Source organism: Pannonibacter indicus (assembly GCF_001418225.1).
Lineage (GTDB): Bacteria > Pseudomonadota > Alphaproteobacteria > Rhizobiales > Stappiaceae > Pannonibacter > Pannonibacter indicus.
On sequence record NZ_LIPT01000007.1, the window covers coordinates 183,607 to 206,632 of the forward strand.

At 62.7% G+C, this 23,026-nt stretch carries 23 protein-coding genes, 1 tRNA gene and 1 pseudogene; 17 read left to right on the plus strand and 8 right to left on the minus strand.

Going from position 1 to position 23,026, the window contains the following annotated elements; all coding sequences use genetic code 11:
- The first annotated feature begins 49 nt into the window (after window positions 1-49).
- The 3 genes from ASC48_RS12205 to ASC48_RS12215 all read left to right on the plus strand — a co-directional run bounded on the left by ASC48_RS12205 (window position 50) and on the right by ASC48_RS12215 (window position 2,372).
- Window positions 50-625, plus strand: coding sequence for a DoxX family membrane protein (locus ASC48_RS12205; RefSeq protein WP_055456016.1), 576 nt, complete (start codon window positions 50-52; stop codon window positions 623-625).
- A gap of 42 nt (window positions 626-667) precedes the next feature.
- A complete protein-coding gene (locus tag ASC48_RS12210; RefSeq protein WP_055456017.1) occupies window positions 668-1,723 on the plus strand; it encodes a threonine aldolase family protein in 1,056 nt (351 codons plus the stop codon).
- Between the two features lie 190 nt (window positions 1,724-1,913).
- Window positions 1,914-2,372 (plus strand): GyrI-like domain-containing protein, encoded by a 459-nt coding sequence (locus tag ASC48_RS12215; protein ID WP_055456018.1) that lies wholly within the window; start codon window positions 1,914-1,916, stop codon window positions 2,370-2,372.
- Window positions 2,373-2,454: 82 nt separating this feature from the next.
- Here ASC48_RS12215 and ASC48_RS12220 read toward each other — a convergent pair whose 3' ends face one another.
- On the minus strand, window positions 2,455-2,904 hold the full coding sequence (locus ASC48_RS12220) for an Hsp20 family protein (protein ID WP_055456019.1): 450 nt from the start codon (window positions 2,902-2,904) through the stop codon (window positions 2,455-2,457).
- A 280-nt stretch (window positions 2,905-3,184) separates the two neighbouring features.
- On the opposite strand from ASC48_RS12220, the gene ASC48_RS12225 reads away from it, so the two are divergent.
- On the plus strand, window positions 3,185-3,568 hold the full coding sequence (locus ASC48_RS12225) for a hypothetical protein (protein ID WP_050472431.1): 384 nt from the start codon (window positions 3,185-3,187) through the stop codon (window positions 3,566-3,568).
- A 141-nt stretch (window positions 3,569-3,709) separates the two neighbouring features.
- Window positions 3,710-4,648: an alpha/beta fold hydrolase gene (locus ASC48_RS12230; RefSeq protein WP_055456020.1), complete on the plus strand. Its 939-nt coding sequence runs from the start codon at window positions 3,710-3,712 to the stop codon at window positions 4,646-4,648.
- Window positions 4,649-4,666: 18 nt separating this feature from the next.
- Here ASC48_RS12230 and hisN read toward each other — a convergent pair whose 3' ends face one another.
- Window positions 4,667-5,461: a histidinol-phosphatase gene (hisN, locus tag ASC48_RS12235; protein WP_055456021.1), complete on the minus strand. Its 795-nt coding sequence runs from the start codon at window positions 5,459-5,461 to the stop codon at window positions 4,667-4,669.
- Between the two features lie 340 nt (window positions 5,462-5,801).
- The gene (locus tag ASC48_RS12240) at window positions 5,802-6,704 is read right to left on the minus strand and encodes an N-formylglutamate amidohydrolase (RefSeq protein ID WP_055456022.1); all 903 of its coding nucleotides are present in this window, start codon (window positions 6,702-6,704) and stop codon (window positions 5,802-5,804) included.
- A 222-nt stretch (window positions 6,705-6,926) separates the two neighbouring features.
- Here ASC48_RS12240 and cpdR point away from each other — a divergent pair, with 222 nt between their 5' ends.
- The 5 genes from cpdR to ASC48_RS12265 all read left to right on the plus strand — a co-directional run bounded on the left by cpdR (window position 6,927) and on the right by ASC48_RS12265 (window position 9,525).
- Window positions 6,927-7,286, plus strand: a complete 360-nt coding sequence (gene cpdR / locus ASC48_RS12245) for a cell cycle two-component system response regulator CpdR (RefSeq protein WP_019964837.1) — start codon at window positions 6,927-6,929, stop codon at window positions 7,284-7,286.
- 157 nt (window positions 7,287-7,443) lie between these two features.
- Window positions 7,444-7,518 (plus strand) — tRNA-Val (locus ASC48_RS12250).
- Between the two features lie 163 nt (window positions 7,519-7,681).
- On the plus strand, window positions 7,682-7,807 hold the full coding sequence (gene ykgO / locus ASC48_RS12255) for a type B 50S ribosomal protein L36 (RefSeq protein WP_019964836.1): 126 nt from the start codon (window positions 7,682-7,684) through the stop codon (window positions 7,805-7,807).
- A 57-nt stretch (window positions 7,808-7,864) separates the two neighbouring features.
- On the plus strand, window positions 7,865-8,542 hold the full coding sequence (locus ASC48_RS12260; RefSeq protein WP_208975694.1) for a tetratricopeptide repeat protein: 678 nt from the start codon (window positions 7,865-7,867) through the stop codon (window positions 8,540-8,542).
- Window positions 8,543-8,592: 50 nt separating this feature from the next.
- Window positions 8,593-9,525 (plus strand): alpha/beta fold hydrolase, encoded by a 933-nt coding sequence (locus ASC48_RS12265; RefSeq protein ID WP_482809927.1) that lies wholly within the window; start codon window positions 8,593-8,595, stop codon window positions 9,523-9,525.
- Window positions 9,526-9,657: 132 nt separating this feature from the next.
- Here the strand turns inward: ASC48_RS12265 and pyk are convergent, their stop codons facing one another.
- The 3 genes from pyk to ASC48_RS12280 all read right to left on the minus strand — a co-directional run bounded on the left by pyk (window position 9,658) and on the right by ASC48_RS12280 (window position 12,926).
- Complete coding sequence (gene pyk / locus ASC48_RS12270) at window positions 9,658-11,094, minus strand: pyruvate kinase (protein WP_055456024.1); 1,437 nt, start codon at window positions 11,092-11,094, stop codon at window positions 9,658-9,660.
- Window positions 11,091-11,552 carry a DUF1036 domain-containing protein gene (locus ASC48_RS12275; protein WP_055456025.1) on the minus strand — a complete coding sequence of 154 codons (462 nt, stop codon included), beginning with the start codon at window positions 11,550-11,552 and terminating at the stop codon, window positions 11,091-11,093. The genes pyk and ASC48_RS12275 overlap by 4 nt, the downstream gene beginning before the upstream one ends.
- Window positions 11,553-11,624: 72 nt before the next feature.
- Entirely contained in the window at window positions 11,625-12,926 is a 1,302-nt protein-coding gene (locus ASC48_RS12280) for a glycerate kinase type-2 family protein (protein ID WP_055456026.1), read from the minus strand.
- A gap of 102 nt (window positions 12,927-13,028) precedes the next feature.
- Between ASC48_RS12280 and ASC48_RS12285 the strand changes: the two genes are divergently transcribed.
- The 3 genes from ASC48_RS12285 (at window position 13,029) to ASC48_RS12295 (ending at window position 14,505) form a co-directional block, all read left to right on the plus strand.
- Complete coding sequence (locus ASC48_RS12285) at window positions 13,029-13,820, plus strand: N-formylglutamate amidohydrolase (RefSeq protein WP_055456027.1); 792 nt, start codon at window positions 13,029-13,031, stop codon at window positions 13,818-13,820.
- 19 nt (window positions 13,821-13,839) lie between these two features.
- Window positions 13,840-14,142 (plus strand): DUF1244 domain-containing protein, encoded by a 303-nt coding sequence (locus tag ASC48_RS12290; RefSeq protein ID WP_055456028.1) that lies wholly within the window; start codon window positions 13,840-13,842, stop codon window positions 14,140-14,142.
- 99 nt (window positions 14,143-14,241) lie between these two features.
- A complete protein-coding gene (locus ASC48_RS12295) occupies window positions 14,242-14,505 on the plus strand; it encodes a DUF2312 domain-containing protein (RefSeq protein WP_055456029.1) in 264 nt (87 codons plus the stop codon).
- Window positions 14,506-14,631: 126 nt separating this feature from the next.
- Here ASC48_RS12295 and ASC48_RS12300 read toward each other — a convergent pair whose 3' ends face one another.
- Window positions 14,632-16,347 carry a peptidoglycan L,D-endopeptidase MepK gene (locus ASC48_RS12300; RefSeq protein WP_208975696.1) on the minus strand — a complete coding sequence of 572 codons (1,716 nt, stop codon included), beginning with the start codon at window positions 16,345-16,347 and terminating at the stop codon, window positions 14,632-14,634.
- Window positions 16,348-16,695: 348 nt separating this feature from the next.
- Entirely contained in the window at window positions 16,696-18,255 is a 1,560-nt protein-coding gene (locus ASC48_RS12305) for a sigma-54-dependent transcriptional regulator (protein ID WP_055456030.1), read from the minus strand.
- Window positions 18,256-18,444: 189 nt separating this feature from the next.
- Here ASC48_RS12305 and ASC48_RS12310 point away from each other — a divergent pair, with 189 nt between their 5' ends.
- The 4 genes and pseudogenes from ASC48_RS12310 to ASC48_RS12325 all read left to right on the plus strand — a co-directional run.
- Window positions 18,445-20,262, plus strand: coding sequence for a M3 family oligoendopeptidase (locus ASC48_RS12310; RefSeq protein WP_055456031.1), 1,818 nt, complete (start codon window positions 18,445-18,447; stop codon window positions 20,260-20,262).
- A gap of 35 nt (window positions 20,263-20,297) precedes the next feature.
- Complete coding sequence (locus ASC48_RS12315; RefSeq protein WP_055456032.1) at window positions 20,298-21,182, plus strand: heme-dependent oxidative N-demethylase family protein; 885 nt, start codon at window positions 20,298-20,300, stop codon at window positions 21,180-21,182.
- 84 nt (window positions 21,183-21,266) lie between these two features.
- The gene (locus tag ASC48_RS12320; RefSeq protein WP_055456033.1) at window positions 21,267-22,637 is read left to right on the plus strand and encodes an ABC1 kinase family protein; all 1,371 of its coding nucleotides are present in this window, start codon (window positions 21,267-21,269) and stop codon (window positions 22,635-22,637) included.
- Window positions 22,638-22,743: 106 nt separating this feature from the next.
- Window positions 22,744-23,013: pseudogene (locus tag ASC48_RS12325) on the plus strand (transposase); the annotation flags it as partial.
- Between the last annotated feature and the right edge of the window lie 13 nt (window positions 23,014-23,026).

Consider the following 23,026-nt stretch of genomic DNA (forward strand, 5'->3'; position numbering starts at 1 on the left):
ACGCTGCACGGGCTTGGTATGACACCCGGAACTGTCCGGGAGGGACACAATGTTTGATTTCTTCATCCGTCTGTACAATGGTTTTTTCGCCGGGCTGGAACGGGCCAGCCACGGCTGGCTGATCGGCCTTGCCGCGCGCTTTGTCTTTGCCAGCGTCCTTCTGTTTTACTTCTGGAATTCCGCCCTCACCAAGATCGGACCGGGCCTGCTGGGGTTCCTGCATCCGTCTGATGGCGCCTTTGCGCAGATCCTGCCGTCGATGATGGAAGCGGTGAGTTATGACACCACCAAGCTCGCCTTCTTTCCCTATCATGTGATCGTGATTGCCGGGACCTGGGCCGAATTCATCCTGCCGGCGCTGATCACGATTGGCCTGTTCACCCGTGCAGCCAGCCTCGGCATGATCGGCTTCATTGCGGTCATGTCCTATGTGGATGTCTATCAGCTTGGGGCCGATGCAACGGCCATCGGCGCGATGTTTGATGGCAACCCCTCGTCGATGATTGCCGATCAGCGCCTGCTCTGGGGCTTCCTGCTGCTGGTTCTGACCATCTACGGGCCGGGGCGCTTCTCCGTTGACTGGGTCCTGCGCCGCGCGCTGGCCCGGCGGGCGCGATATTATTGAGAGCAGTTGCAAGGCACGGGCTGCGGCGGATAGTGTGACCGCATGATATTTGCCAGTGACAATTGGGCCGGTGCCAGCGCACCGGTCGCCGCCGCCCTTTCCCGCCATTCCACCGGGCTTGCTCCGGCCTATGGCGGCGATCCGCTGACGCTTTCGGTCAAAGCCCGCTTCAGCGAGTTTTTCGAATGCAATGTCGAGGTCTTCTTTGTACCGACCGGCACGGCCGCCAACGCGCTGGCGCTCTCCGCTTATGCAAAGCCCGGTGGCGTGGTCTTCGCCCATGCCACGGCCCATGTGGCCAATGACGAATGCAATGCGCCCGAGTTTCTGACGATGGGCCAGAAGATTCGCGGCCTTCCCGGCGCCAATGGCAAGCTGACACCGGCCGTTCTCACAAATGCCATGGCCGAGCACCCGGATGGGGAGCTGAACAGCGGTCAGGTGGCCGGTCTCTCCCTGACCCAGGCAACCGAATGCGGCACCGTCTATACCGCGAGGGAAATCCGTGCTCTGGCCGATGTGGCCAAGTCGCGTGGCATCGTTGTGCACATGGACGGCGCCCGCTTTGCCAATGCACTGATCACCAGCGGCGGTTCGGCAGCGGACATCACCTGGCGCGCGGGTGTGGATGTTCTGTCCTTCGGCGGCACCAAGAACGGCTGCTGGTGTGCCGAGGCGGTGATCTTCTTCAATCCGGGCGAGGGCAGCCAGTTCCGCTATCTCAGCAAGCGGGCCGGGCATATCCTGTCGAAGAGCCGCTTTGTGGCGGCCCAGTTCGAGGGTTATCTGGAAGACGGCCACTGGCTGGACAATGCCCGCCATGCCAATGCCATGGCCCGCCGTCTGGCCGATGGCCTTGTCCGCTCCGGCTTTGCCCGGCTCGCCTGGCCGGTTGAGGCGAACGAGGTCTTCCCCGTGCTGCCCACCCATGTGATCAACCGGCTGAGGGCCGAAGGTGCCGTCATCCGCGAATGGCCGCCTGCCGGCCTTGAAGGCCATACCGCACCGGGCGCCGATGAAGCGCTGCTGCGCCTCGTCTGCTCCTTCGCCACGACGGAAGAGGAAGTCGAGCGCTTCCTGGCACTGGCCGCCGGCTGATGAAAGCCAGCAGAGCACTCAGCGCGTCGCGTAGGAAAACTTTTCCTCAGGCTTCGGATTTCTCTGCACATTTGGAAGTGAATTCTGCAATCCGGGTTTGCCTTTTCCAGTCTTGTTCTAGCCTTGCAGGCCTTGAGTCGTTGCGGTGCGGATCCTTCATGCGATCCGCCCGGCCAGTGAGGATCGTGCCATGAAGATTCACCCAACCGAAGACTTGCGGGTCTTGTCGATTGCCCGGCGGCTGCGGATTCCCGATGTGGGAGCCGCTGCTGCAGAGCTCGCCCCCGTGATTGAAGCTGATTGCCACCGGTACGGGTTTGTCGCCGCTGGTCCCTGGATCTTCATTGCACAGGGTCTGCCGCGCGATGGAAAAACAGAGTTCGACTGGCGTATCTGTCTGCCTGTCACCGGTGCAGAAACCTATGACGGGCCGCTGGATTTTCTGCATCTGGAGCCGGTGATGGTGGCTTCAGCGGTGTACATGGGGCCGTTGCGCAGCCTCTTTACGCAAGGATACCGTCCGCTGCTGCAGGATATCGAGGCTTCCCGCCATGTCCTTTCAGGCCAGAGCCGGGAAATCTACCATGACTGGCGGGGGGCAGGTGCCAGCTTCGGCCGTATCGAGATTCAGTTCGAACTGGCACGCTGAACGGAAAAAGCGCCCGGCCGGGCCGGGCACTTCTGTCCTGTCTCTTGTCCCCGCGCACTGCGGAGTGTTTTGAACGGTGGCCTCAGTGGGCCTTCGCCTCGATCTGCTTCGGCGTGCCGGCGGTGTTGATCTCGATCTTGCGCGGCTTCATGGCTTCGGGGATTTCGCGCAGAAGATCGATGTGCAGCAGGCCGTTTTCCAGATGGGCACCTTCCACCTTCACATATTCGGCGAGCTGGAAGCGGCGCTCGAAAGCGCGCGAGGCGATGCCGCGGTAGAGCACTTCACCGGCGGTTTCCTCGGACTTCTTCTCGCCCTTGACGGTCAGCGCATGTTCCTTGGCTTCGATCGAGAGATCGTCATTGCCGAAACCTGCGACGGCCATGGTGATGCGGTAGGTGTTTTCGCCCGTCCGCTCGATGTTGTAGGGCGGATAGCTCGGGGTGTCGGAGGTGGCGCTGTCGAGCATCGAAAGCAGCCGGTCAAAGCCGACGGTGGAGCGGTAAAGCGGGCTGAGATCAAAATGACGCATGGTTCTGTCCTCTTCATGAGCAACTGAATGCATGTGCCGGTGCTCCCCCAATTCAGGCGGGAAACCGGCCGTTCCGCAGGCCCGTCTGGCGCCTGCAGCAATGAGGTGGGGAGGGGCTCAGGCGGTTTCAAGACCCGTTGGCACCCCCTGCCGGTGCAGATGAACGGCAGATGAACAACGCCTTCCGTTTTGGTTCAAGCGCCAGGGTGCATCTTCTTCACAACAGGCCGGCACTGCAGAGAAACACCGCCAGCCGCATACAGGAAGAAAGGAGCATACCATGCTGAAGACACTCATCTCCGCCACCGTGATTGCCGCCACCGCAGCTCTCGCCACCGTTCCGGCTCAGGCCTCCTCCGGCCTGTCCATTGAACTTCGCGCCGGTCAGGGCGCACCTGTCGTGCAGATCGATGGCCGCGGCCCGCACTGGGGCCGTGGCCCGGACCGCGGCCGCGATTGGGGCCGCCGTGATGTCCGGCTCTCCGCCCGTGATGTCCATCGCAGCCTGCGCCAGCGTGGCTACGAAAGGATTGATGTGCGCGATGCACGCGGCCCGGTCTATGTCGTGTTCGCCACGTCCCGCCGCAGCGGTCCGGTCAAGCTGACGGTCAATGCCTACAACGGCAGCATCATCGACCAGCAGCGCCTCGGCCGCCGCTGGTAAGCCGCCGCCGGTAAATCTCAGGGCCCGGAGAGTTTCCCTCTCCAGGCCCTGACTTATACAGCGCCCTGTCCAAGACAGTTGAGCTGGCGCGCTGGCCAAGGTAACTCTGGGAAGCCTGCCCTTGTGCCCGAGGCTTCCCAGATGACGCTGACCGAAATTCCCGGCAATCCGATCCCTGATGGCGCGGTGGCCGGCTTCATTGAAACGCCGGATCGCGTCAGGCTGCGCTATGCCCGCTTTCCCGCAACGCCGGGCCGGCTCAAGGGCACAGTGACACTGCTGCAGGGGCGGGCGGAGTTCATCGAGAAATATTTCGAGGTCATCAGGGAACTGCAGGAGCGCGGCTTCCATGTGGTGGCTTTCGACTGGCGTGGGCAGGGCGGTTCGGGCAGCCATCCCGGCTCGTTGAAGCGCGGCAATGTCAGCAGCTTTTCCCGTTACCGTATCGATCTCGAGACTGTAGTGAGGCAGATTTCGCTCGCCGACTGTCCGGGACCGCATTATGTACTGGCCCATTCCACGGGCGGTGCGGTGTTCCTCTCGGCGACGGAGCGCCTGCGCACGCAGATTTCCCGGGCCGTGCTTTCGGCACCTTTCACAGGATTGAGTGATTTTGGCCGCAAGGAACGGATGATCTTCCGGCTGGCGCGGCTTCTGGCCATGCTGGGCCTAACCCTTGCACCTGTGCCGGGGCAGGGAAACGGCAAGGCCGAATCCTTCGAGACCAACCGTCAAACGAGCGACCGGCGGCGTTTTGAGCGCATGGTGGAAATCGGCAAGGCCAATCCCGCTCTCGAAATCGGGCCGCCCACCATTGGCTGGCTGGCGGCCGCCGTGCGCTGCCTGATGTCGTTCCGCGAATTGCGGTTTGGCCCGTCCGTGGCCGTGCCGGTGCTGATGATCACTGCCGGACGGGACCGGATCGTCTCAAGCCGGGCAACGGAAGAGCTGTCCACCCGCATCCGTGCCGCCGGCTTCATCGAGATTCCCGGGGCCGAGCACGAGCTGCTGATGGAGCAGGACGTCTATAGGGACCAGTTCTGGGCTGCCTTCGACGCCTTCATCCCCGGCGAGGAATGAAGACGCCTGAGAGAAGGCTCAGGTCTGCGGCACATCCATAAGCTGCTTCAGCACGATTTCATGCAGGCGCGGATCGCCGCTGGCAACAATCCGTCCGCCATTGACCGGTGAGCCGCCGCTCCATGTGGTGACAACGCCGCCCGCCCCTTCGATGATGGGGGCAAGAGCCACGATGTCATAGGCCTGCAGACCGGCCTCGATCACTACATCGGCCATGCCTGCCGCCACCATGCAATAGGCGTAGCAATCGGTGCCATAGCGGGCGAGGCGGACCTGTTTCTCGATGCGGTCATAGGCGTCCTTCTCCACCGGCTTGAAGATGCGCGGGCTGGTGGTGAAGAGCACCGCGCCGGCAAGGCTGGCGCAGGCGCGGGACTTCAGCTGCCGTGTGCCCAGCGGGCCGCGGTACCAGGCGGACTTCGTGTCGCCGGCATAGGCCTCGTTCACATAGGGCTGCACCATCATGCCAAGGCTCGGCCTGCCGTTGGTCGTCAGGCCGATCAGCGTGCCCCAGGTGGGCAGGCCGGTGATGAAGGATCGGGTGCCGTCGATCGGGTCCAGCACCCAGACATGCTCCGCATCCGTGCGCTCGCTGCCGAATTCCTCGCCCAGAATGCCGTGCTCCGGGTGCCGGGCGTTGATCAGGGCGCGCATCGCCTCTTCGCCGCCGCGGTCGGCCACCGTCACCGGATCGAAGCCGCCGCTGAGCTTGTTTTCCACCCCGTGGCTGGTGCGGAAATGCGGGAGAATCGCGGCGCTGGACGCTTTGGCCAGGTCTTCGAGGAAGGGATAGAAGTCATGTGATAACTGCATGTCTGGTGCGCCTTCCTTGCATGTCTTGCCGTTTGAGGCTCATTCTGCCGCGCAACATACGGATTTTCGCGGAGACTTCCATTTATTTCAGCCACTTAATAAATGCTGCAGTGCCCGCAGTTTTAGCCTCCGCCACGCCATGCCGTCAAAGGGAACCGCTTGGAAAGGTGCGGAACCTCTTGACGTTTGTGCGCTGCAATGCGACCTTATTGCAGCGCGATACGACGCGTTGCGTTGTAGCGCCGCCCTCCTTGGGCGTTTCCTCCCTAGACTCGGGCCGCCTCTTTTGAGTGCGGCCCTTTTTTCTGGGGCGCGCCAGCCTGCGCTGTCTTGAGGTGCGTTACTCGGCGGCGATGGACCAGGCGGAAAAGGCACTGTCGGGCATGGCGGTCAGCTCCCGCACAAAGTCCATGAGATCGGCCGCGACGCGGACGAAATCCGCGCCCCGCTCATGGGTTTCCTCATCCATATAAAGGCCCCGGTTGATTTCCACCTGCAGGGCATGCAGCCCCTTGGCCGGGCGGCCGTAATGCTCGGTGATGAAGCCGCCTGCATAGGGTTTGTTGCGGCTGACCGTGTAGCCTTTGGAGCGGAGCAGATCCGCCGCCATGTCCGTCAGCTCGATGGGGCAGGAAGTGCCATAGCGGTCACCCAGAATGAAATCCGGCCGGATGCCCGAAGTCTGGCACCTCACAGTGGAGGGCATCGAGTGGCAGTCAATCAGCACCGCGTAGCCGAAAGCCACATGGGTCTGGGCCAGAAGGCGGCGCAAGGTGGAGTGATAGGGTTTGTAGATGGCCTCGATGCGGGCCATGCCTTCTTCCACCGTCAGGCGGCGGGCATAGATTTCCTGGGTTTCACTGACCACACGGGCGATCGTGCCAAGACCGCCAGCCACCCGCAGGGAGCGCACATTGGCATAGGAGGGCAGGCGCCCCTCGAACATCTTCGGATCGAGTTCATAGGGCTCCCGGTTCACATCCAGATAGGCGCGGGGAAAATGAGCGCGCAGCAATGGTGCCCCAATCGGCACCACGCCGGCGAACAGCTCGTCCACAAAGGCATCTTCAGACTTGCGGATCGTCAGCCGGTCCAGCCGGGAGGCGTCGAGAAAGCTCTGCGGGTAGCAGACACCGGAATGGGGGGAGTTGAACACGAAAGGCAGGCGCTGGTCGGCGGGCGCGAGAATCTCGAAGGCTGGTTCAAAGACGGGCTCCGCTCCGAAGCCGGTGATGATGCGCATGGGGCTGACCGCTTTCCGCTCTGCCGGCAAACCTGCCCGGTCGCAAGCTTGCTGTTTCCTTATCTTGCCAAGGAATCAACAGTCCTGTCCACAAATGAGCGAAAGCGCGGTGTTCAAGCCCGCTTCACTCTATCTTTAAGGCGGATTGGAATTATAACTGGCATCGAGCACCCACCCCCGGCGGTGGTTTCCCTGAGTTTCGGAGTTTGACGGTTGTCCACCATGTCGCGAATCCTTCTGGCGGAAGACGACAATGATATGCGGCGCTTTCTGGCCAAGGCGCTTGAGAACGCCGGCCATGATGTCGTGTCCTTTGATAACGGCAAGAGCGCCTATGAACGCCTGCGGGAAGAGCCTTTCGCCCTGCTGCTGACGGATATCGTCATGCCGGAGATGGACGGCATTGAGCTGGCCCGCCGCGCCACGCAGCTGGATCCTGACCTCAAGGTCATGTTCATCACCGGCTTTGCCGCCGTGGCGCTGAACCCGGATTCCAATGCGCCGAAAGATGCCAAGGTTCTGTCCAAGCCCTTCCACCTGAAGGACCTTGTGCAGGAAGTAGAACGCATGCTGGCAGCCTGAGGGCTGCCGGTCAGTGATGTGGGAAGGTGTCTTTCCACAGGTCAGAGCCGTCAGAAAAATTGTTTGACGGTTCTGAGATTGGGGTCTTGCACAGTCCGGCGATCCCCGTTATATCGCTGACCACCGCAGCGCTCCGGCGCTTGGTTCCGAAGATTTCGGGCGTGTAGCTCAGCGGGAGAGCACTACGTTGACATCGTAGGGGTCACAGGTTCAATCCCTGTCACGCCCACCATTATTGCAGCAGGCAAGGCGAGGGCCCGGTCAGCTGCAGGTGAGGAAAGAGGCCTCAGGCGCGATATCCGCGCCGGGGTTTTGACCAGAAGCCAAGTCCATGCGGGCGCCCAGGCGCCCGTTTCTTTTGAGTAGAACAGCAGGGCCCTTCCGGGGACACAACGATGAAGATCAAGAACTCTCTCAAGGCGCTGATGGCCCGTCACCGGGAAAACCGCATGGTTCGCCGTAAGGGCCGCGTCTACATCATCAACAAGAAGAACCCGCGCTTCAAGGCTCGTCAGGGCTGAGTTGCTGGTGCTCGCGGGATCGTGAGCCCCTTCTTGCTTTGCAGGATTGACGGCCGCGTGCAGCAAGGTATCCTTGCCAGCATGCGGTTTTTCCTGTTTGCAGCTTCCCTTTTTGCCCTTCTGCTTCAGCCATCGCTGGCGCAGGAAGTGACGCCTGGTACGCCACCGCCTTCCGCAGAGGATCTCAACACTCTGCCGCCGGAGGGCGAGGAAGATGCGTCCGGTGCTGCGATGGCGCCTGAGATCCAGGCCGGTGAGAAGCCGCTGGACAGCCTCTACCGGGACCTTGCTGCTGCAAAATCGGACCGAGACGCGGCTCCCATCGCGCGCAAGATCCAGAGGGCGCACCTTGAATCCGGCAGCGATACGGTAAATCTGCTGATGCAGCGCGCGGCCGTTGCTCTCAGGGCCGAGGATTACGGTCTGGCCCTTGATCTCATGGATGCTGTGTTGCGCCTGAAGCCCGATTACGCCGAGGGCTGGAACCGCCGGGCGACCATCTACTATGTGCAGCGCGAGTATGGCCGTTCGCTGGCAGACATCGAGCATGTTCTCGCGCTGGAGCCCCGCCATTGGGGCGCGCTGTCCGGTCTGGCGATCATCCAGCGCCATCTGGACCAGAAGGAAAAGGCCTTGGCCACCTTCCGGAGTGTCTTGCAAATACATCCGGGACTGGAAAGCGCACGTAAAGCAATCGAAGAGCTTGAGAAGGAACTGGACGGCGAGCCGATCTGAAGCCGGGCCCGTTCCCTTGCTGCCGCACTTAGGCTCAACCGGTTGCTGGAGTGTCGTTGTTGCTGACTGTTGTCGCCGTTTTCCTGTTCCTCGCTCTCTATACAGAACTGCGCCGCAGACGCATCAATGCCCGTCACAAGCCGGCAGGAACCCTTGGTTTTGTTAATTGTGCACAAGTGCACTATGTCCATTCGCGGCCCGCTGCTGTCTCTGGTGAAGTGCCCCGCCTGCTTTTCATCCATGGGGCGAGCGGAAACCTGCAGGATCTGCACCTCGCCTTTGCGCCGCATTTCAAGGACACGCACGAGATGCTGTTCGTGGACCGGCCGGGCCTTGGATTCTCCGAGCGGAACCTGCCGCCGGATGCCTCGCCGCGGGATCAGGCCCGGCGCATCGCCGCGCTCCTGAAGATGCTGGACTTCGGGCCGGCTGTTGTTATCGGCCATTCCTTCGGCGCTTCTGTGGCAGCTGCATTGGCTCTGGAGGCGCCGGAGCGGGTCAGGGGCCTCGTCTTCCTGGCGCCCGCCACCCATCCCTGGAATGGCGGCGTCGCATGGTACTACAGGCTCGCTGCGCTGCCTGTGATCGGGGAGCTGTTCTGCCGCACGCTGGCCTTGCCTGCTGCCGAACGTCTGGCGCCTGCCTCCATGCGCAACGTTTTTGCGCCTGCAAGCGTGCCGGAGGGATATGATGCGGCGATTGGTGTGGACCTGTTGTTCCGTCCGGAGAGCTTCCGCGCCAATGCCATGGACCTGGCCGCCTTCAACCGGCACTTGGCGGAGCAGTGCCGCCACTACGGAGCCATCACCCAGCCGGCCCTTGCCATCACAGGCGATCAGGACACGGTTGTCTGGCCCAGCATTCACTCGAAGGGCCTGGAGCGCGATCTGCCCAATTGCCGTCTGATCGAACTGCCCGGCGCCGGCCACATGCCGCAGCACAGCCACACGGATGAGATCGTGGCGCTGATCCGGGGGCTTTGAGGCATGGGTGGGAAGCGTGCGGGCGCTTGAAAAACCCAAGCCACCCCGAGGGGTGGCTTGGCATTTAGCTCCCGTTTCCGGGCGGCGAAAGAACGTTTCCGTTCCCGCTTATCATGTAAGGCTTGACTCGCCTCAGAGGCCGGTCTTGCCGTCGCTGCCGACGAAGGCGATGCGCAGCATGTTGGTGGAGCCAGGGGTGCCAAAGGGCACGCCGGCGGTCACGATCACGCGTTGTCCGGGCTTGGCGAAGCCTTCCTGGCTGGCGATCTTGCAGGCGCGGTTCACCATGTCGTTCTCGTCGTTCGCGTCCTCGCTGACGACGCAGTGCAGGCCCCACGCAAGGGCGAGACGGCGCGCGGTGGAGGCGACCGGCGACAGGGCAATGACCGGGGTGGAGCAGCGTTCACGCGCCGCGCGCAGGCCCGTCGCGCCCGACGAGGTGTAGCAGACGACAGCTGCAAGGTTCAGCGTTTCGGCGATCTGCCGTGCTGCTGCCGAGATGGCATCGGCGCCGGTGGCCTCCGGCTCGGTCCGCTGCGCGTGGATGATGTTGCGGAAGTTCTGATCCGTTTCCACCTGCTGGGCGATCCGGTCCATGGTGCTGACCGCCTCGATCGGGAACTGGCCTGCAGCGGATTCGGCCGACAGCATGATGGCATCGGCGCCTTCGAACACGGCCGTGGCGACATCCGACACTTCGGCGCGGGTCGGCACCGGAGCGGTGATCATGGATTCCAGCATCTGGGTGGCGACGACCACCGGCTTGCCGGCGCGGCGGGCAGCGCGGACGATGCGCTTCTGGAGGCCAGGAACCTGCTCCAGCGGCATTTCCACGCCAAGGTCACCACGGGCAACCATCAGGGCGTCGGACAGCTCGATGATCTCGGCCAGACGGTCGATCGCCTGCGGCTTCTCGATCTTGGCGAGGATGCCGGCGCGGCCGCGCACGATCTTGCGCACTTCGGCAATGTCGTCCGGGCGCTGGATGAAGGAGAGGGCGATCCAGTCCACGCTGGTTTCCAGCACGGCAGTCAGGTCGGCGCGGTCCTTGTCGGTGAGGGCGCTCATGCCGAGTTCCGAGTCCGGAACGCTGACGCCCTTCTTGTCTGACAGCTTTCCGCCGACTTCCACGCGGGTCATGGCGCGCGAGGGAGTGCACTCGGTGACAACGAGGCGGATCTTGCCGTCGTCGAGCAGCAGGCGGTGGCCCGGCTGAAGTGCCTTGAGGATTTCCGGATGGGGCAGGAAAACGCGGGAGACGTCGCCCGGGGTAGGGTCGGAGTCCAGCACGAAGGTGGCGCCGTCTTCCAGCATCACCGGGCCTTCGGCGAACTTGCCGACGCGCAGCTTCGGACCCTGGAGATCGGCGAGAATACCGATCGGGCGGCCGGCCTTTTCCTCGACAGCGCGGATGCGGCGCACCAGTTCGCGCATCAGATCGTGGTCAGCATGGCTCATGTTGATGCGGAACACATCCGCACCGGCCGTATGCAGCTTCTCGATCATCTCCTGGGTGGAAGAGGCCGGTCCCAGAGTTGCAAGAATTTTAACGCGCCGATTTCGCCTCATTGTGCACCCGTTCCCTGTTGTACCGGCTCAGTCAGCTGAACCGTCCAATTGCTCTGCTCGCCTGTGTCGATTTCGAAAAATCCAGTACGCTCGTAGCCGCGCGCCACACAGTCTTCAATTCCGCGAATCGTGAACTCTTTTTCGCGCGTACACATGTACGCCCGGCCGCCCCATTCGCCAAACTGATCGTAATCGACGGCATAAATGTAATAGTAGCGTGACACAAGTGCCCCCGGCACAAGCGTTTCACAGCTGTTGGCTGTCAGGTTCCACCAGCCTTCGGTGACCCAGTCAGTCTTGTCCTTGTATCCGATGGCAACGCCAACGTTGCTTTCGGTCTTGTTACACAGACGCAAGTCCGCTTTTGCCGTATCGCTCAGGAGAGCAACAGCAAAAAAAACTGCAAATGCAAGAGCTGCACGCGCAAAGCCTGTGCCGGTCCATGCCGGATCTCTCATGCCCTGCGTTCCTTGTCCGTGATCATTAAACCGATTTAATCCGATAATTTGTGAGAACTTTTGCGGCCCGGGTCATGTCCTGTCAATGACAACGGCACGGAAGTCGTTGACATTGGTGAAAGTTGGCCCGGGAGTCAGCAGATCCCCAAGCTTCTCGAAGAAGCCGGTGCTATCGTTTCTCGCCAGAAATGCGGCAGCATCAAGACCCGTGGCCGATGCGCGGGCGAGTGTGGACGAATCGAGCATGGCACCAGCTGCGTCATCGGCGCGTCCGCGTCCGCCGTCCGTGCCGTCCGTATCCCCCGCGACTGCCGAAATGCCTTCGGTGCCGTTGAGGGCGAGCGCCAGTGCCAGCGCATATTCCTGGTTCGGCCCGCCGCATCCGTCGCCGCGGATGGTAACGGTCAATTCTCCGCCTGACAGAAGCACGCAGCGCCGGCCGCTCCGCTGCAGGTCAAGAGCAAGCATCGCATGCGAGGCGGCGACGTCGCGCGCCTCACCTTCAAGGCTGTCGCCCAGGATGATCGTCTCGTAACCTGCGGCCTCTGCCACGCGCCTTGCGGCCTCGATGGATTGCATCGGCGTTGCCACAAGCTTGTAGCTGCGCCCTTCGAAAGCGGCATCGCCCGGCTTGATGCTTTCGTTGGCCGGGTCGTTCAGTGCAGCCTGAATGGAGGGTGGCAGGCTGATGCCGCGTGCCAGGCACAGTTCGCGCGCATGCTGCAGCGTGGTCGGGTCCGGTACGGTAGGGCCGGAGGCAATTACCGCAGGATCGTCATGGGGCACATCCGATACGGCCAGCGTCGTCAGCGCCACATCCGGACGGACCGCCTTGGCAAGGCGGCCGCCCTTGATGCGCGAGAGATGCTTGCGGATGGTGTTGATCTCGTCGATCGTCGCCCCGGAGCGCAGCAGCGCCTTGGTCAGCGCCTGCTTGTCGGCAAGAGACACGCCTTCAGCCGGGGCAATCCAGTTTGCAGAGCCGCCGCCGGAGAGCAGCACGACCACATGATCGCCGGCTCGCGCGCTGCGGGCGATGTCGAGACAGCGCAGCGTTGCCGAAACGCCCGCCTCATCCGGCACGGGGTGTCCGGCCTCTACCAGTTCGATGGTGCCTGTGGGGCGGGCGTAGCCATGGCGGGTGACGCCAAGGCCCAGAAGCCGGTCCGGGCCGAGGCCGCGGTCTTCCCGGTAATGCCGCTCGGCCGTCTCCAGCATGGAGCCTGCGGCCTTGCCTGCCGCCAGCAGGATGATCCGTCCGCCGTCCACAGGTTCAGGCAAATGCGGGGGAAGGCACTGTCCCGGAAGAGCAGCATCAACCGCAGCCTGAAACAAGGTTTCGAGAAAGGAAGCGGTATGTATGGCGACGGGCATCGAAAACCTGTTGGTAGAGGCGCCTCTATGTTCTATTTCTTACGCAAGCAAAGCGCTTGCGTCATCCGAATTGCGCATCCTCTCAACCGTCATCCCCGAGCAATGCAATTGATCCCTTCCGCATTTGAACCTGTCGAAGCCATTGACGGGAATCTGGGCTGCGGCCTGCTTCTGCTATGCGATCATGCCCGCAACAGTCTCCCGCCCGAATATGGCGATCTGGGCCTGCCTCCAGCGCAGTTTGAACGGCATATCGCCTATGACATCGGCGTGCGGCCGCTGACGCTGGAGCTGGCACGGCGGCTTGCCGCGCCCGCGCTGATGACGACCTTCTCGCGCCTGCTGATCGATCCCAACCGCGGGGAGGATGATCCGACGCTGGTGATGCGCCTGTCCGATGGTGCCGTTGTGCCCGGCAATGCCCGCCATGATGCGGCAGAGCGGGAGCGGCGCATTGCGCTCTATCACCGCCCCTATCATGACCGTATCGCCGCGACGCTGGATGCCATGCTGGAAGAGGCGGCGCCTCCGGTCGTCGTGTCGATCCACAGCTATACGCCGGTCTGGCGCGGCACCCCGCGGCCCTGGCATGCGGGGCTGCTGTGGGACAAGGATCCGCGTGCGGTCATGCCCGTTCTCGAAGCCCTGTCTGCGGATGGAACGCTTGTCGTCGGCGACAATGAGCCTTACGACGGAGCCCTGAAAAACGACACAATGTACCGCCACTGCACCCGGCGCGGCCTGGCCCATGTGCTGATCGAAGTCCGGCAGGATCTGATCGGCGATGAGGCGGGTGTGCTGGAATGGGCCGGCCGGCTGGAGCCCATTCTGCGCCGCATGACCGGCATGCCGGACCTGCGCCAGATCCGGCATCACGGGTCGCGGGCGGACTGAAACATGCGGAGAGACAGCGATGGATCTTGATGCTGCAACGCAGGAAAAGCTGGAAGCAGCGGCGTTCCGCCGGCTGGTGGAGCATCTGCGCAAACGCACCGATGTGCAGAATATCGACATGATGAATCTCGCCGGCTTCTGCCGCAACTGCCTGTCCAACTGGATGGTGGAGGAAGCAGGCAAGGCGGGTGTGAACCTCGGCAAGGACGAGGCAAGGGAACTTGTCTACGGCATGCCTTATGAAGACTGGAAGAGGCTCCACCAGCGCGAGGCGACGGCGGAACAGAAGGCCGCCTTCGACGCCAGCCGTCCGGAGCACTGATCCGTCTTCAAACTTTGGGACTTCCCATCAAGCCGCCGCTTGACCCGGCCTTCGGACCGTGGCAGGGCAGGCGCAATTCACTACTGAAGGAGTGCTAGCATGTCAGATCCGGGTGGCGTTGCCGCAGACCAGCTCAGGGCGTTCATCGAGCGTATCGAGCGTCTTGAGGAAGAGAAAAAGGTGATCTCCGACGACATCAAGGATGTCTATGCGGAGGCCAAGGGCAACGGCTTTGACGTCAAGATCCTGCGCAAGGTGATTGCCCTGCGCAAGAAGCAGCCGCATGAGCGTGAGGAAGAGGAAGCAATCCTCGATCTCTACCTCCAGGCTCTTGGCATGTCTGCTTACGCCGGAAACGGCTGATCACCGGTCCATGACGGGCAGAAGACGGGCGGCTTTGCCGCCCGTTTTTATTTCAGGATACCGGACATGAAAAGAGCGGCCTCAAGGGGCCGCTCTTTTTGTTTCAAGCTTGTGCTTCCACCCGGTTCAGCGAGTGTAGACCACCGGAAGAATTGCCACGGCGGTGCCGGTGAAGCTGTCAGCACGGATGTCCTGCGGAGCTGCCGTGGTGAAGCTGTTCTTCAGGAAGCGGTTGCCCGGCACCAGCAGCTCGGTGAGCTTGCGCTGGTTCGGATGGCTCATCTTCGCGAAGGATCCGGTGCGCAGCGTCGATGCGGCCGAGATGATATCCGGCGCGTTCTTGTCCGGTGCGCGGGCAAAACCAGCCAGCGGATCCTTGATCTGCGCGGGGAGCAGGCCGGCAAGGGTCGGAGCAGGCGTGGCCGGCTTCTTCTTGTCGCGGGCCATCCGGGCCGCAGCTTCCGCGGCCTTGGCGCGCAGCACGTCCTGCGTGGCCAGCTGCGGCTGGGTGGCGGCCTGCGAGGCATAGGCCATGGCCGCTGCCGTCAGTTGCGGCTTCGGAGCCGGCTGGGTGCCCGTGGCAGCCATGATTGCAGAGACAGGGTCGGTGGCCTGAGCCACGGCGCGGGCGGTTGCTGACTGCGGCTTGGCGTGCGGAACCGCGACTGCGGCCAGTTGCTGCGCGGCGGCTGGCTGGGACGGTGCCGCGGGCGGGACCGGCGCTGCGGCTGCGGCAGCCTGCTTCAGAGCCTCGTCGGCGCTGACGCCGCCTGCATCAGCCGATGCAATCTGGAAGGGGATGCTGGCCGGCTCGCGGGCCCAGGCGGGCTTGCCCTGAGGCAGGGCGGTTGCGGTGACAACAGGAGCTTCGGGTTCAGGCGCACGTGCCGGTGCTGCAGCAGGGGCCTGTGCGGGTGCTGCAGCAGGCGGAGTTGCGGCTACAGTGCCGCGTGCTGCGGCAGCGCCGGGACGGACCGCTGCCGGGCTGGCATCCGGCGCGGCGGCGGCCTGTTCGATGTCGTCATCCTCGCCGGAGAAGAGGGCGGCCAGGAAGTTGCGGCCACCACTGGCGGCGGGACGCACTGGGCGGCCATCGTCACCCGATGTGAGTGTCTGGCCACGTGTGTTCATACGGCTGGTACTTTCACCGTCTTCACTGCCGCTGTTATTGGCTACAATGACCGGGGCAGATCTGCGGCCGGACTTGAGATCGGCCAGCGCCTGCTGATAGCCTGGCATCGGCTTGCCATCGGAGGGGATGTGCACGGTTTTGCCATCCGGGAACACGGCTGCAAGCTGCTGGCGTGTCATGGACGGCCAGTGGCGGACACTGCCTGTGTCCAGGTGAACGAAAGGCGAGCCCGAGGTGGGATAGAAGCCGACACCGCCAACCTGCTTGCGCAGGCCTGTGGCGCGGAGTGTTGCAAGATCGACGCCGGGGATGAAGAAGTCCATCGCCTTGCCGAGCATGTGCTGGCTCTTCTGCGCGACACCGCGTGAACGGGAGCGCAGCATGTTGTTGGTCGCCGGAGAGCGGTAGCTCGACACCACATGAATATAATCGCGGCCGCCAACCTGCTGATACACTTCCCATACCAGGTCCAGCAGATTGGGATCAATGTTGGTGATCTCGTTGCGCCGCCAGTCCCTCAGGAAACGGTTCGCGTCACGCAGGCCGCCCGGGATATACCGGCCGTCTTTCTTGAACGTGATCTGAACTCTTTCCTTGGTGTGCACGTTATAGAGCTTGAGGGTGCGGGTTTCGGCATGTGCGGATGACAGGCCGGGTGCAACCAGTGCAGGCGCAAGGAGCATGGCGCCGAAAACACAGACGAGCGCCATAAGGCGCTTCAGTCGGGTCAGGGCGTTGTCTCGGGCAAACCGTGTACGCAAATCACTTCTCGCATTCTATCGGCCTGGCGGCCGGAACTTCCCCCCGATGATGAAGAGGACGTTACCGGCGCGAGGTTAAGAAGTTTTTACCGTGATTTCATTTCACGGCCCATAGTGGCGAATTTACAACGAGGAATCCAGCCCTTGATTTTGCGTATGTCACATTTGGTAACCGGCTGAATCCCATTGTCTTGTCCTCCAGTCGAGGCAGATCCAGGAGAAGGTTTCTGCGTCAGCAGTGCAGAAGGGCTCAATCAAACATCCATTGACAGATGCCGGTATGCCGCAGCTGCGCTGTCACGTTTCTCCAGTCTGCTGATCGGTGCTGTCCTCCAGACCATACTCCTTCAGCTTTCTGTACAGCGTCGAGCGTCCAATGCCTAGCCGTTTCGCGACTTCTGTCATCCGCCCGCCATAGTGGCTGATGGCCATGCGGATCATTTCCTCCTCCACAGCCGTCAGGCTGCGCAGATGACCGCCATCGTCAAGACTGCGGAGGAACCCGTAGGGGGCGCTTGTGGCAGCTTGATGATGAGGCGGCACAGCCTGGCGGTCCTGTGGAGAGCCTGTGGAAAACGCCGCCGCTGCGCTTGTGGCCGGCGAAGAGCCCGCGGTCACGCTGACAGGCGCTGACTTTAGGTCAGGCACGGGCAGGGGGTGATCGAGCGCAGCTGCCACCTGCGGGAAATCCTCAGGCACAAGCTGGTCGCCATCGCACAGAACCACCGCGCGGAAGATGGTGTTTTCCAGCTGGCGGATGTTGCCAGGCCAGGTATAGGCCTGCAGCAGGGCAAGCGCTTCGGCCGATATGCCGCGCACTTGCGGCTTGCCTTCCTCAGCTGCAAAGCGTGCGAGGAAATGGCGGGCGAGCGCCGGAATGTCCTCGATGCGGTCGCGCAGCGGCGGGATCCAGATCGGAAAGACGTTGAGCCGGTAATAAAGGTCCTCGCGGAAGCCGCCTTCCTTCACCAGATCCAGCAGGCGCCGGTTGGTGGCGGAGATGAGGCGGAAGTCCACCTTCACGGGGCGGCGGGCGCCGATGGGGTCGATCTCCCCTTCCTGCAGCGCGCGCAGGAGCTTGACCTGCACCTCCATGGGCAACTCGCCCACTTCATCCAGGAAAAGGGTGCCGCCATGGGCTTCCTGAAACTTGCCGACATGCTTGTCGACCGCGCCGGTGAAGGCGCCTTTCTCGTGGCCGAAAAGGATCGATTCCACCAGATTGTCCGGAATGGCGCCACAGTTCACGGTGATGAAAGGGCGGGACTTGCGGTCGCTGGTGCCCTGGATGGCTCGGGCGATCAGTTCCTTGCCGACGCCGCTCTCCCCTTCGATCAGGATCGGGATGTTGGACGAGGCGGCCCGCTGGCCAAGGCGCAGCACGCGCTCCATGGCGGCCGAGCGGGTGATGATCTCGTTGAAGGTCAGCGTGCCGGACGCGCGCTTGTGCAGGCGGGTGATTTCGCTTTCGAGTGCCGAGACCTTCATCAGGTTGCGGATGGAGACCTCCAGCCGCTCGGCCGACACCGGCTTGACGACGAAATCCTGCGCGCCCGCATTCATGGCATTGACAACCGTGTCGATGCCGCCGTGGGCGGTCTGCATGATCACCGGCACGGCAATCCTCTGGGCCCGCATCTGGCGCAGGGCGCCAAGGCCGTCCAGCTCCGGCATCACCATGTCCATGACGACAAGGTCGATATCCGCGCCTTCCGCCCCGGTCATGATTTTCAGCGCTTCAGCGCCGTTCCCGGCCAGCTTCACCCTGTAACCAAAGCGGGTGATGGCCTCCTGCAACAGGCGGCGCTGAATCGGGTCGTCATCAACAACGAGGATGCGTCCGCTGGCTGCTACCATTTTACGTCCCGGCCTTGCCTGTCTCAATTCGGGCCATCATTCGCAGCCGCAAGTAAACAAATCGTCCATAATCATGGCGCCATTCGATAGAATGATGATTGCTTGTGACGGGGTTTGCGCCCTAATTTCAACAAGCACAGACTTGCAGACATGTCTTTGACGCATCGCACGGATGCTACCGGAGGATTTATGAAGGGTATTGAAGCCGCCAGCTCTCACGCAACCGCAACAGGGCTGGGCGACTTGCCGGAATGGGATCTCACAGACCTCTATCCGGCACCGGATGCGCCGCAGGTTCAGGCCGATCTGGCCGCAGCCCTCGAGCGCTCCCGCCAGTTTGAAGGCGCTTACAAGGGGCATCTGGCAAGGCTTGCCGCCGAAGACAGGGATGGGCTCCTTGCTGCGATCCAGTCCTTTGAGGACCTGGAAGATCTGCTGGGAAAGCTGATTTCCTTCGCGGGCCTCGTTTATGCCGGCAACACCACCGATCCGGCCCGGCAGAAGTTTTATGGCGACGTGCAGGAAAAGATCACCTCGGCCAGCTCTCACCTTCTGTTCTTCACGCTGGAGATCAACTCCATCGAGGATGCGGTGATCGAAGCGGCACTGGAGGATTCCGGCCTGAAACACTACCGTCCCTGGTTCGAGGATCTGCGCAAGGAAAAGCCTTTCCAGCTGGAAGACCGGGTGGAGCAGCTGTTCCACGAGAAGTCCGTCACCGGGCGCGGTGCCTGGAACCGGCTGTTTGACGAAACGATCGCCTCCCTGCGTTTCACCGTTGGCGGGCAAAGCCTTGCCATCGAGCAGGTGCTGAACCTGTTGCAGGATGCCGATCCGGCACGGCGCAAGGCCGCTTCCGATGCGCTGGCCGAGACCTTCAAGGCGAACCTGCGGGTCTTCACACTGATCACCAACACGCTGGCCAAGGACAAGGAAATCTCCGACCGCTGGCGCAAGTTCGAGGACATTGCCGACAGCCGGCACCTGGCCAACCGGGTGGAACGCGAGGTGGTGGATGCCATGGTGGCTGCCGTGCGCGATGCCTATCCGCGCCTGTCGCACCGCTATTATGCGCTCAAGGCCCGCTGGCTCGGCATGGACAAGCTGAACCACTGGGACCGGAATGCACCGCTGCCGAAGGCGGACAACCGTGTCATCCCCTGGAGCGAGGCCCGCGATACGGTGCTGGCTGCTTACGCCGGTTTCTCGCCCGAAATGGCGGAAATCGCGCAGCGCTTCTTCGACAGGGGCTGGATTGATGCGCCTGCGCGTGACGGCAAGGCACCGGGAGCCTTCGCCCACCCCACCGTGCCGAGCGTGCATCCCTATGTGCTGGTCAATTACCTCGGCAAGACGCGGGACGTGATGACGCTGGCCCATGAGCTGGGGCACGGTGTGCATCAGGTGCTGGCTGCGCCCAACGGCCCGCTGATGGCGCCAACGCCGCTGACGCTGGCCGAGACGGCGAGCGTCTTCGGCGAGATGCTGACCTTCCGCTCGTTGCTGGACAAGGCCGGGGACAAGCGCACCCGCAAGATCATGCTGGCCTCCAAGGCAGAAGACATGATCAACACGGTGGTGCGGCAGATCGCCTTCTACAGCTTCGAGCGCCGCATCCATTCCGAGCGGCGCAACGGCGAGCTGACGGCGGATCGCATCGGCGAGATCTGGATGGATGTTCAGCGCGAGAGCCTTGGACCCGCCATCCATCTGGGGGAGGGCTACGAGACCTTCTGGACCTATATCCCCCACTTCATCCATTCGCCCTTCTATGTGTATGCCTATGCCTTCGGCGATTGCCTCGTGAATTCGCTCTATGCAGTCTATGAGGAAGCCGGGGCCGGGTTCCAGCAGAAGTATTTTGATTTGCTGAAGGCCGGCGGCACCAAACACCATTCGGAGCTGCTGGCGCCCTTCGGGCTTGATGCCAGCGATCCGGGTTTCTGGAAGAAGGGCCTGTCGGTGATCGAGCGCATCATTGACGAACTGGAGGCGATGGAAGACTGAGGTCCGGTTTTCCATTGTTAAAATGAGGAGGGGGGATGTTCCGTTACACGCCTTATGACGGGTCGAAGCGTCCCTTCTCCATCGGTCTTGAACCGGTGCCGCAGGAGCGCTGGTTTGATCCGGACGAGCGCTTTGCCGAACAGCTGGCGCGCAAGCGGGAGCTGATGGCCACCGTGCCGGATGTGGTGTTCCACAGTGAGCCGGAGACGCTGGCCGCGCAGGCGGAAGCCTTCGCACTCATGGCCGCGCATCTGCCGGTGGCGCATCCGGATCTCTACCAGCCCGTGGACGGCGGCGTTGCCTTGGTCGCGGATGGCACGGCCTTTCATCTTCGGGGCAATGAGCCGCCGCTTCTGACCATCAGCCGTGCCGTGCAGGAGGATCTCGTCCTCATGCGCAAGGGGGAGGGCGGCTGGCGGCTGGCTGCGGCCTCGCTCTGTTTTCCGTCCTCGTGGTCGCTGGCCGCCAAGGCGTCGCTGCCCATGGCGCAGATCCATGAGCATGTGCCGGGTTATGCCGGGCGCATGGGCCAGACGGTGGACCGCATCTTCGACAACCTGAAGCCCGGCCAGCTGGTGGCGCGGCTCAACTGGTCGGTCTATGACAGTCCGGAGCTGCATCATTCCCGTCCCAAACAGATGTCGCCGCAAATGGCGGAAGGCGAGGGGGCGATGCTGGCGGGCGCCTTCATCCGGGTGGAGCGGCAGACGCTCTCCCGCTTGCCGGATAGCGGCGATCTGCTTTTTACCATCAAGATCCATCACGATCCCTTGCGCCTGCTGGCCGCGCAGCCCCGGGCGCGGGAATTGGCCGCAGGGCTGGCGGAGCAGCTTGCCAGCCTTGATGAGGCGCAATTGCGCTACAAGGGCCTGACGTTGCATCGCGACCAGCTTGCCGCAGATCTCGCCAGCCTTGTCTGATGACTGCCGCCAATGTGACTTGCTGAAAGGGGCCTGTATCCCATATGGGAGCAGGACAAGAGTTCAGTATGGCAGGAAGCCTTGATGTCCGCAGGGAATGACAGGGAAGCCAACCGGTTTTCGGCCCGCGTTGGCCGCTATGCCCGCGTGGGCACCAATGTGGGCGGCGTTGCCGTCAAGCTGGCCGGAGCCAAGCTCTTCGGTCTTGCGGCGGACAACAGGAAGGATGCCGAAAGCCTTGCCGCCGCGCTGGGCGGTCTGAAGGGGCCGCTGATGAAGGTGGCGCAGCTTCTCTCCACCATCCCCGATCTGCTGCCACCCGAATATGCTGCCGAACTTGCCAAGCTGCAGGCCAATGCCCCGCCGATGGGCTGGGCCTTCGTCAAGCGCCGCATGCGCGCCGAACTGGGTGCGGACTGGGAGCAGTGCTTTGCCATCTTCGAGAAGGAACCGGCGGCGGCCGCATCGCTGGGTCAGGTGCACCGGGCCGAGGCGCTGGATGGCCGCGCTCTGGCCTGCAAGCTGCAATATCCGGACATGGCCTCTGCCGTCGAGGCGGATCTGAGCCAGCTCTCCGTGCTCTTCTCCCTGCACCGGCGCATGCAGTCGGCCATCGACACCCGGGAGATCGCCAAGGAAATCGGCGAGCGGCTGCGTGAGGAGCTGGATTATCAGCGCGAGGCGCAGCAGATGGCCGTCTATCGCGCCATCTTCAGGGATGAGCCGCGCATCCGCGTGCCCGAAGTGGTGCCGGAGCTCTCCACCAATCGCCTGCTGACCATGGGATGGCTGGAGGGACGGCCGCTGCTGTCCTGGAAGGACGCGGATCTGGAGACACGCAACCGGCTGGCCTCCACGATGTTCCATGCCTGGTGGCATCCTTTCAGCCATTTCGGCGTCATCCATGGCGATCCGCATCTTGGCAACTACACCGTGTTTCGCGAGAATGGCGAGGCGGCAGGTATCAACCTGCTCGACTATGGCTGCATCCGCATCTTCCCGCCCGGTTTTGCCGAAGGGGTGGTGGATCTCTATCTGGGGCTCCTGCATGAGGATGAGGCACGGGTGGTCTCTGCCTATGAGCGATGGGGCTTCAAGGGGCTGACGCGGGAGCTGATCGATGTGCTGAACATCTGGGCCCGTTTCATTTATGGCCCGCTCCTGACCGACCGGGTGCGCTCCATTGCTGACGGGGTGAGCCCGGCCGAATATGGCCGCAAGGAAGCCTTCCGCGTGCAGCAATCCCTGAAGAAGCTTGGTCCAGTTACCGTGCCGCGCGAGTTCGTCTTCATGGACCGCGCCGCCATCGGCCTCGGCGGGGTGTTCCTGCATCTGCGTGCCGAACTGAACTTCTTCCGCCTGTTCAACGAACAGATCGATGGCTTCAAGGTAGAGACGGTCGCTGCCCGTCAATCTGCGGCACTGGAAAGCGCGGGGCTTGTGGCGGGGGGGTGAACTCTTCCCGGCTGCAGAAGTGGCGAGGAGGGCCAAGCTTGGGTGATCCACCCCCATTGAACGGGTCCACCTTGAAGTATGGTTTTGACCCTGAAGGAGGACCACAATGGCAAACAAGCGACACAAGCCCGACGAGATCGTCACGAAGCTTCGGCAGGTTGAGGTTTTGCGCGGCCAAGGCATGGCGATGGCGGATGCCGTTCGCCAGATCGGCGTTTCCGAGCTGACGTTCTACCGGTGGCGTAAGCAATATGGCGGCATGAGCCGTGACCAGCTTCGGCAGTTGAAGGATCTCCAGAAGGAGAACGAACGGCTTCGCAAGGCGGTGGCGGATCTGACGCTGGACAAGCTGATCCTGACGGAGGCTGCGCGGGGAAACTTCTGAGCCC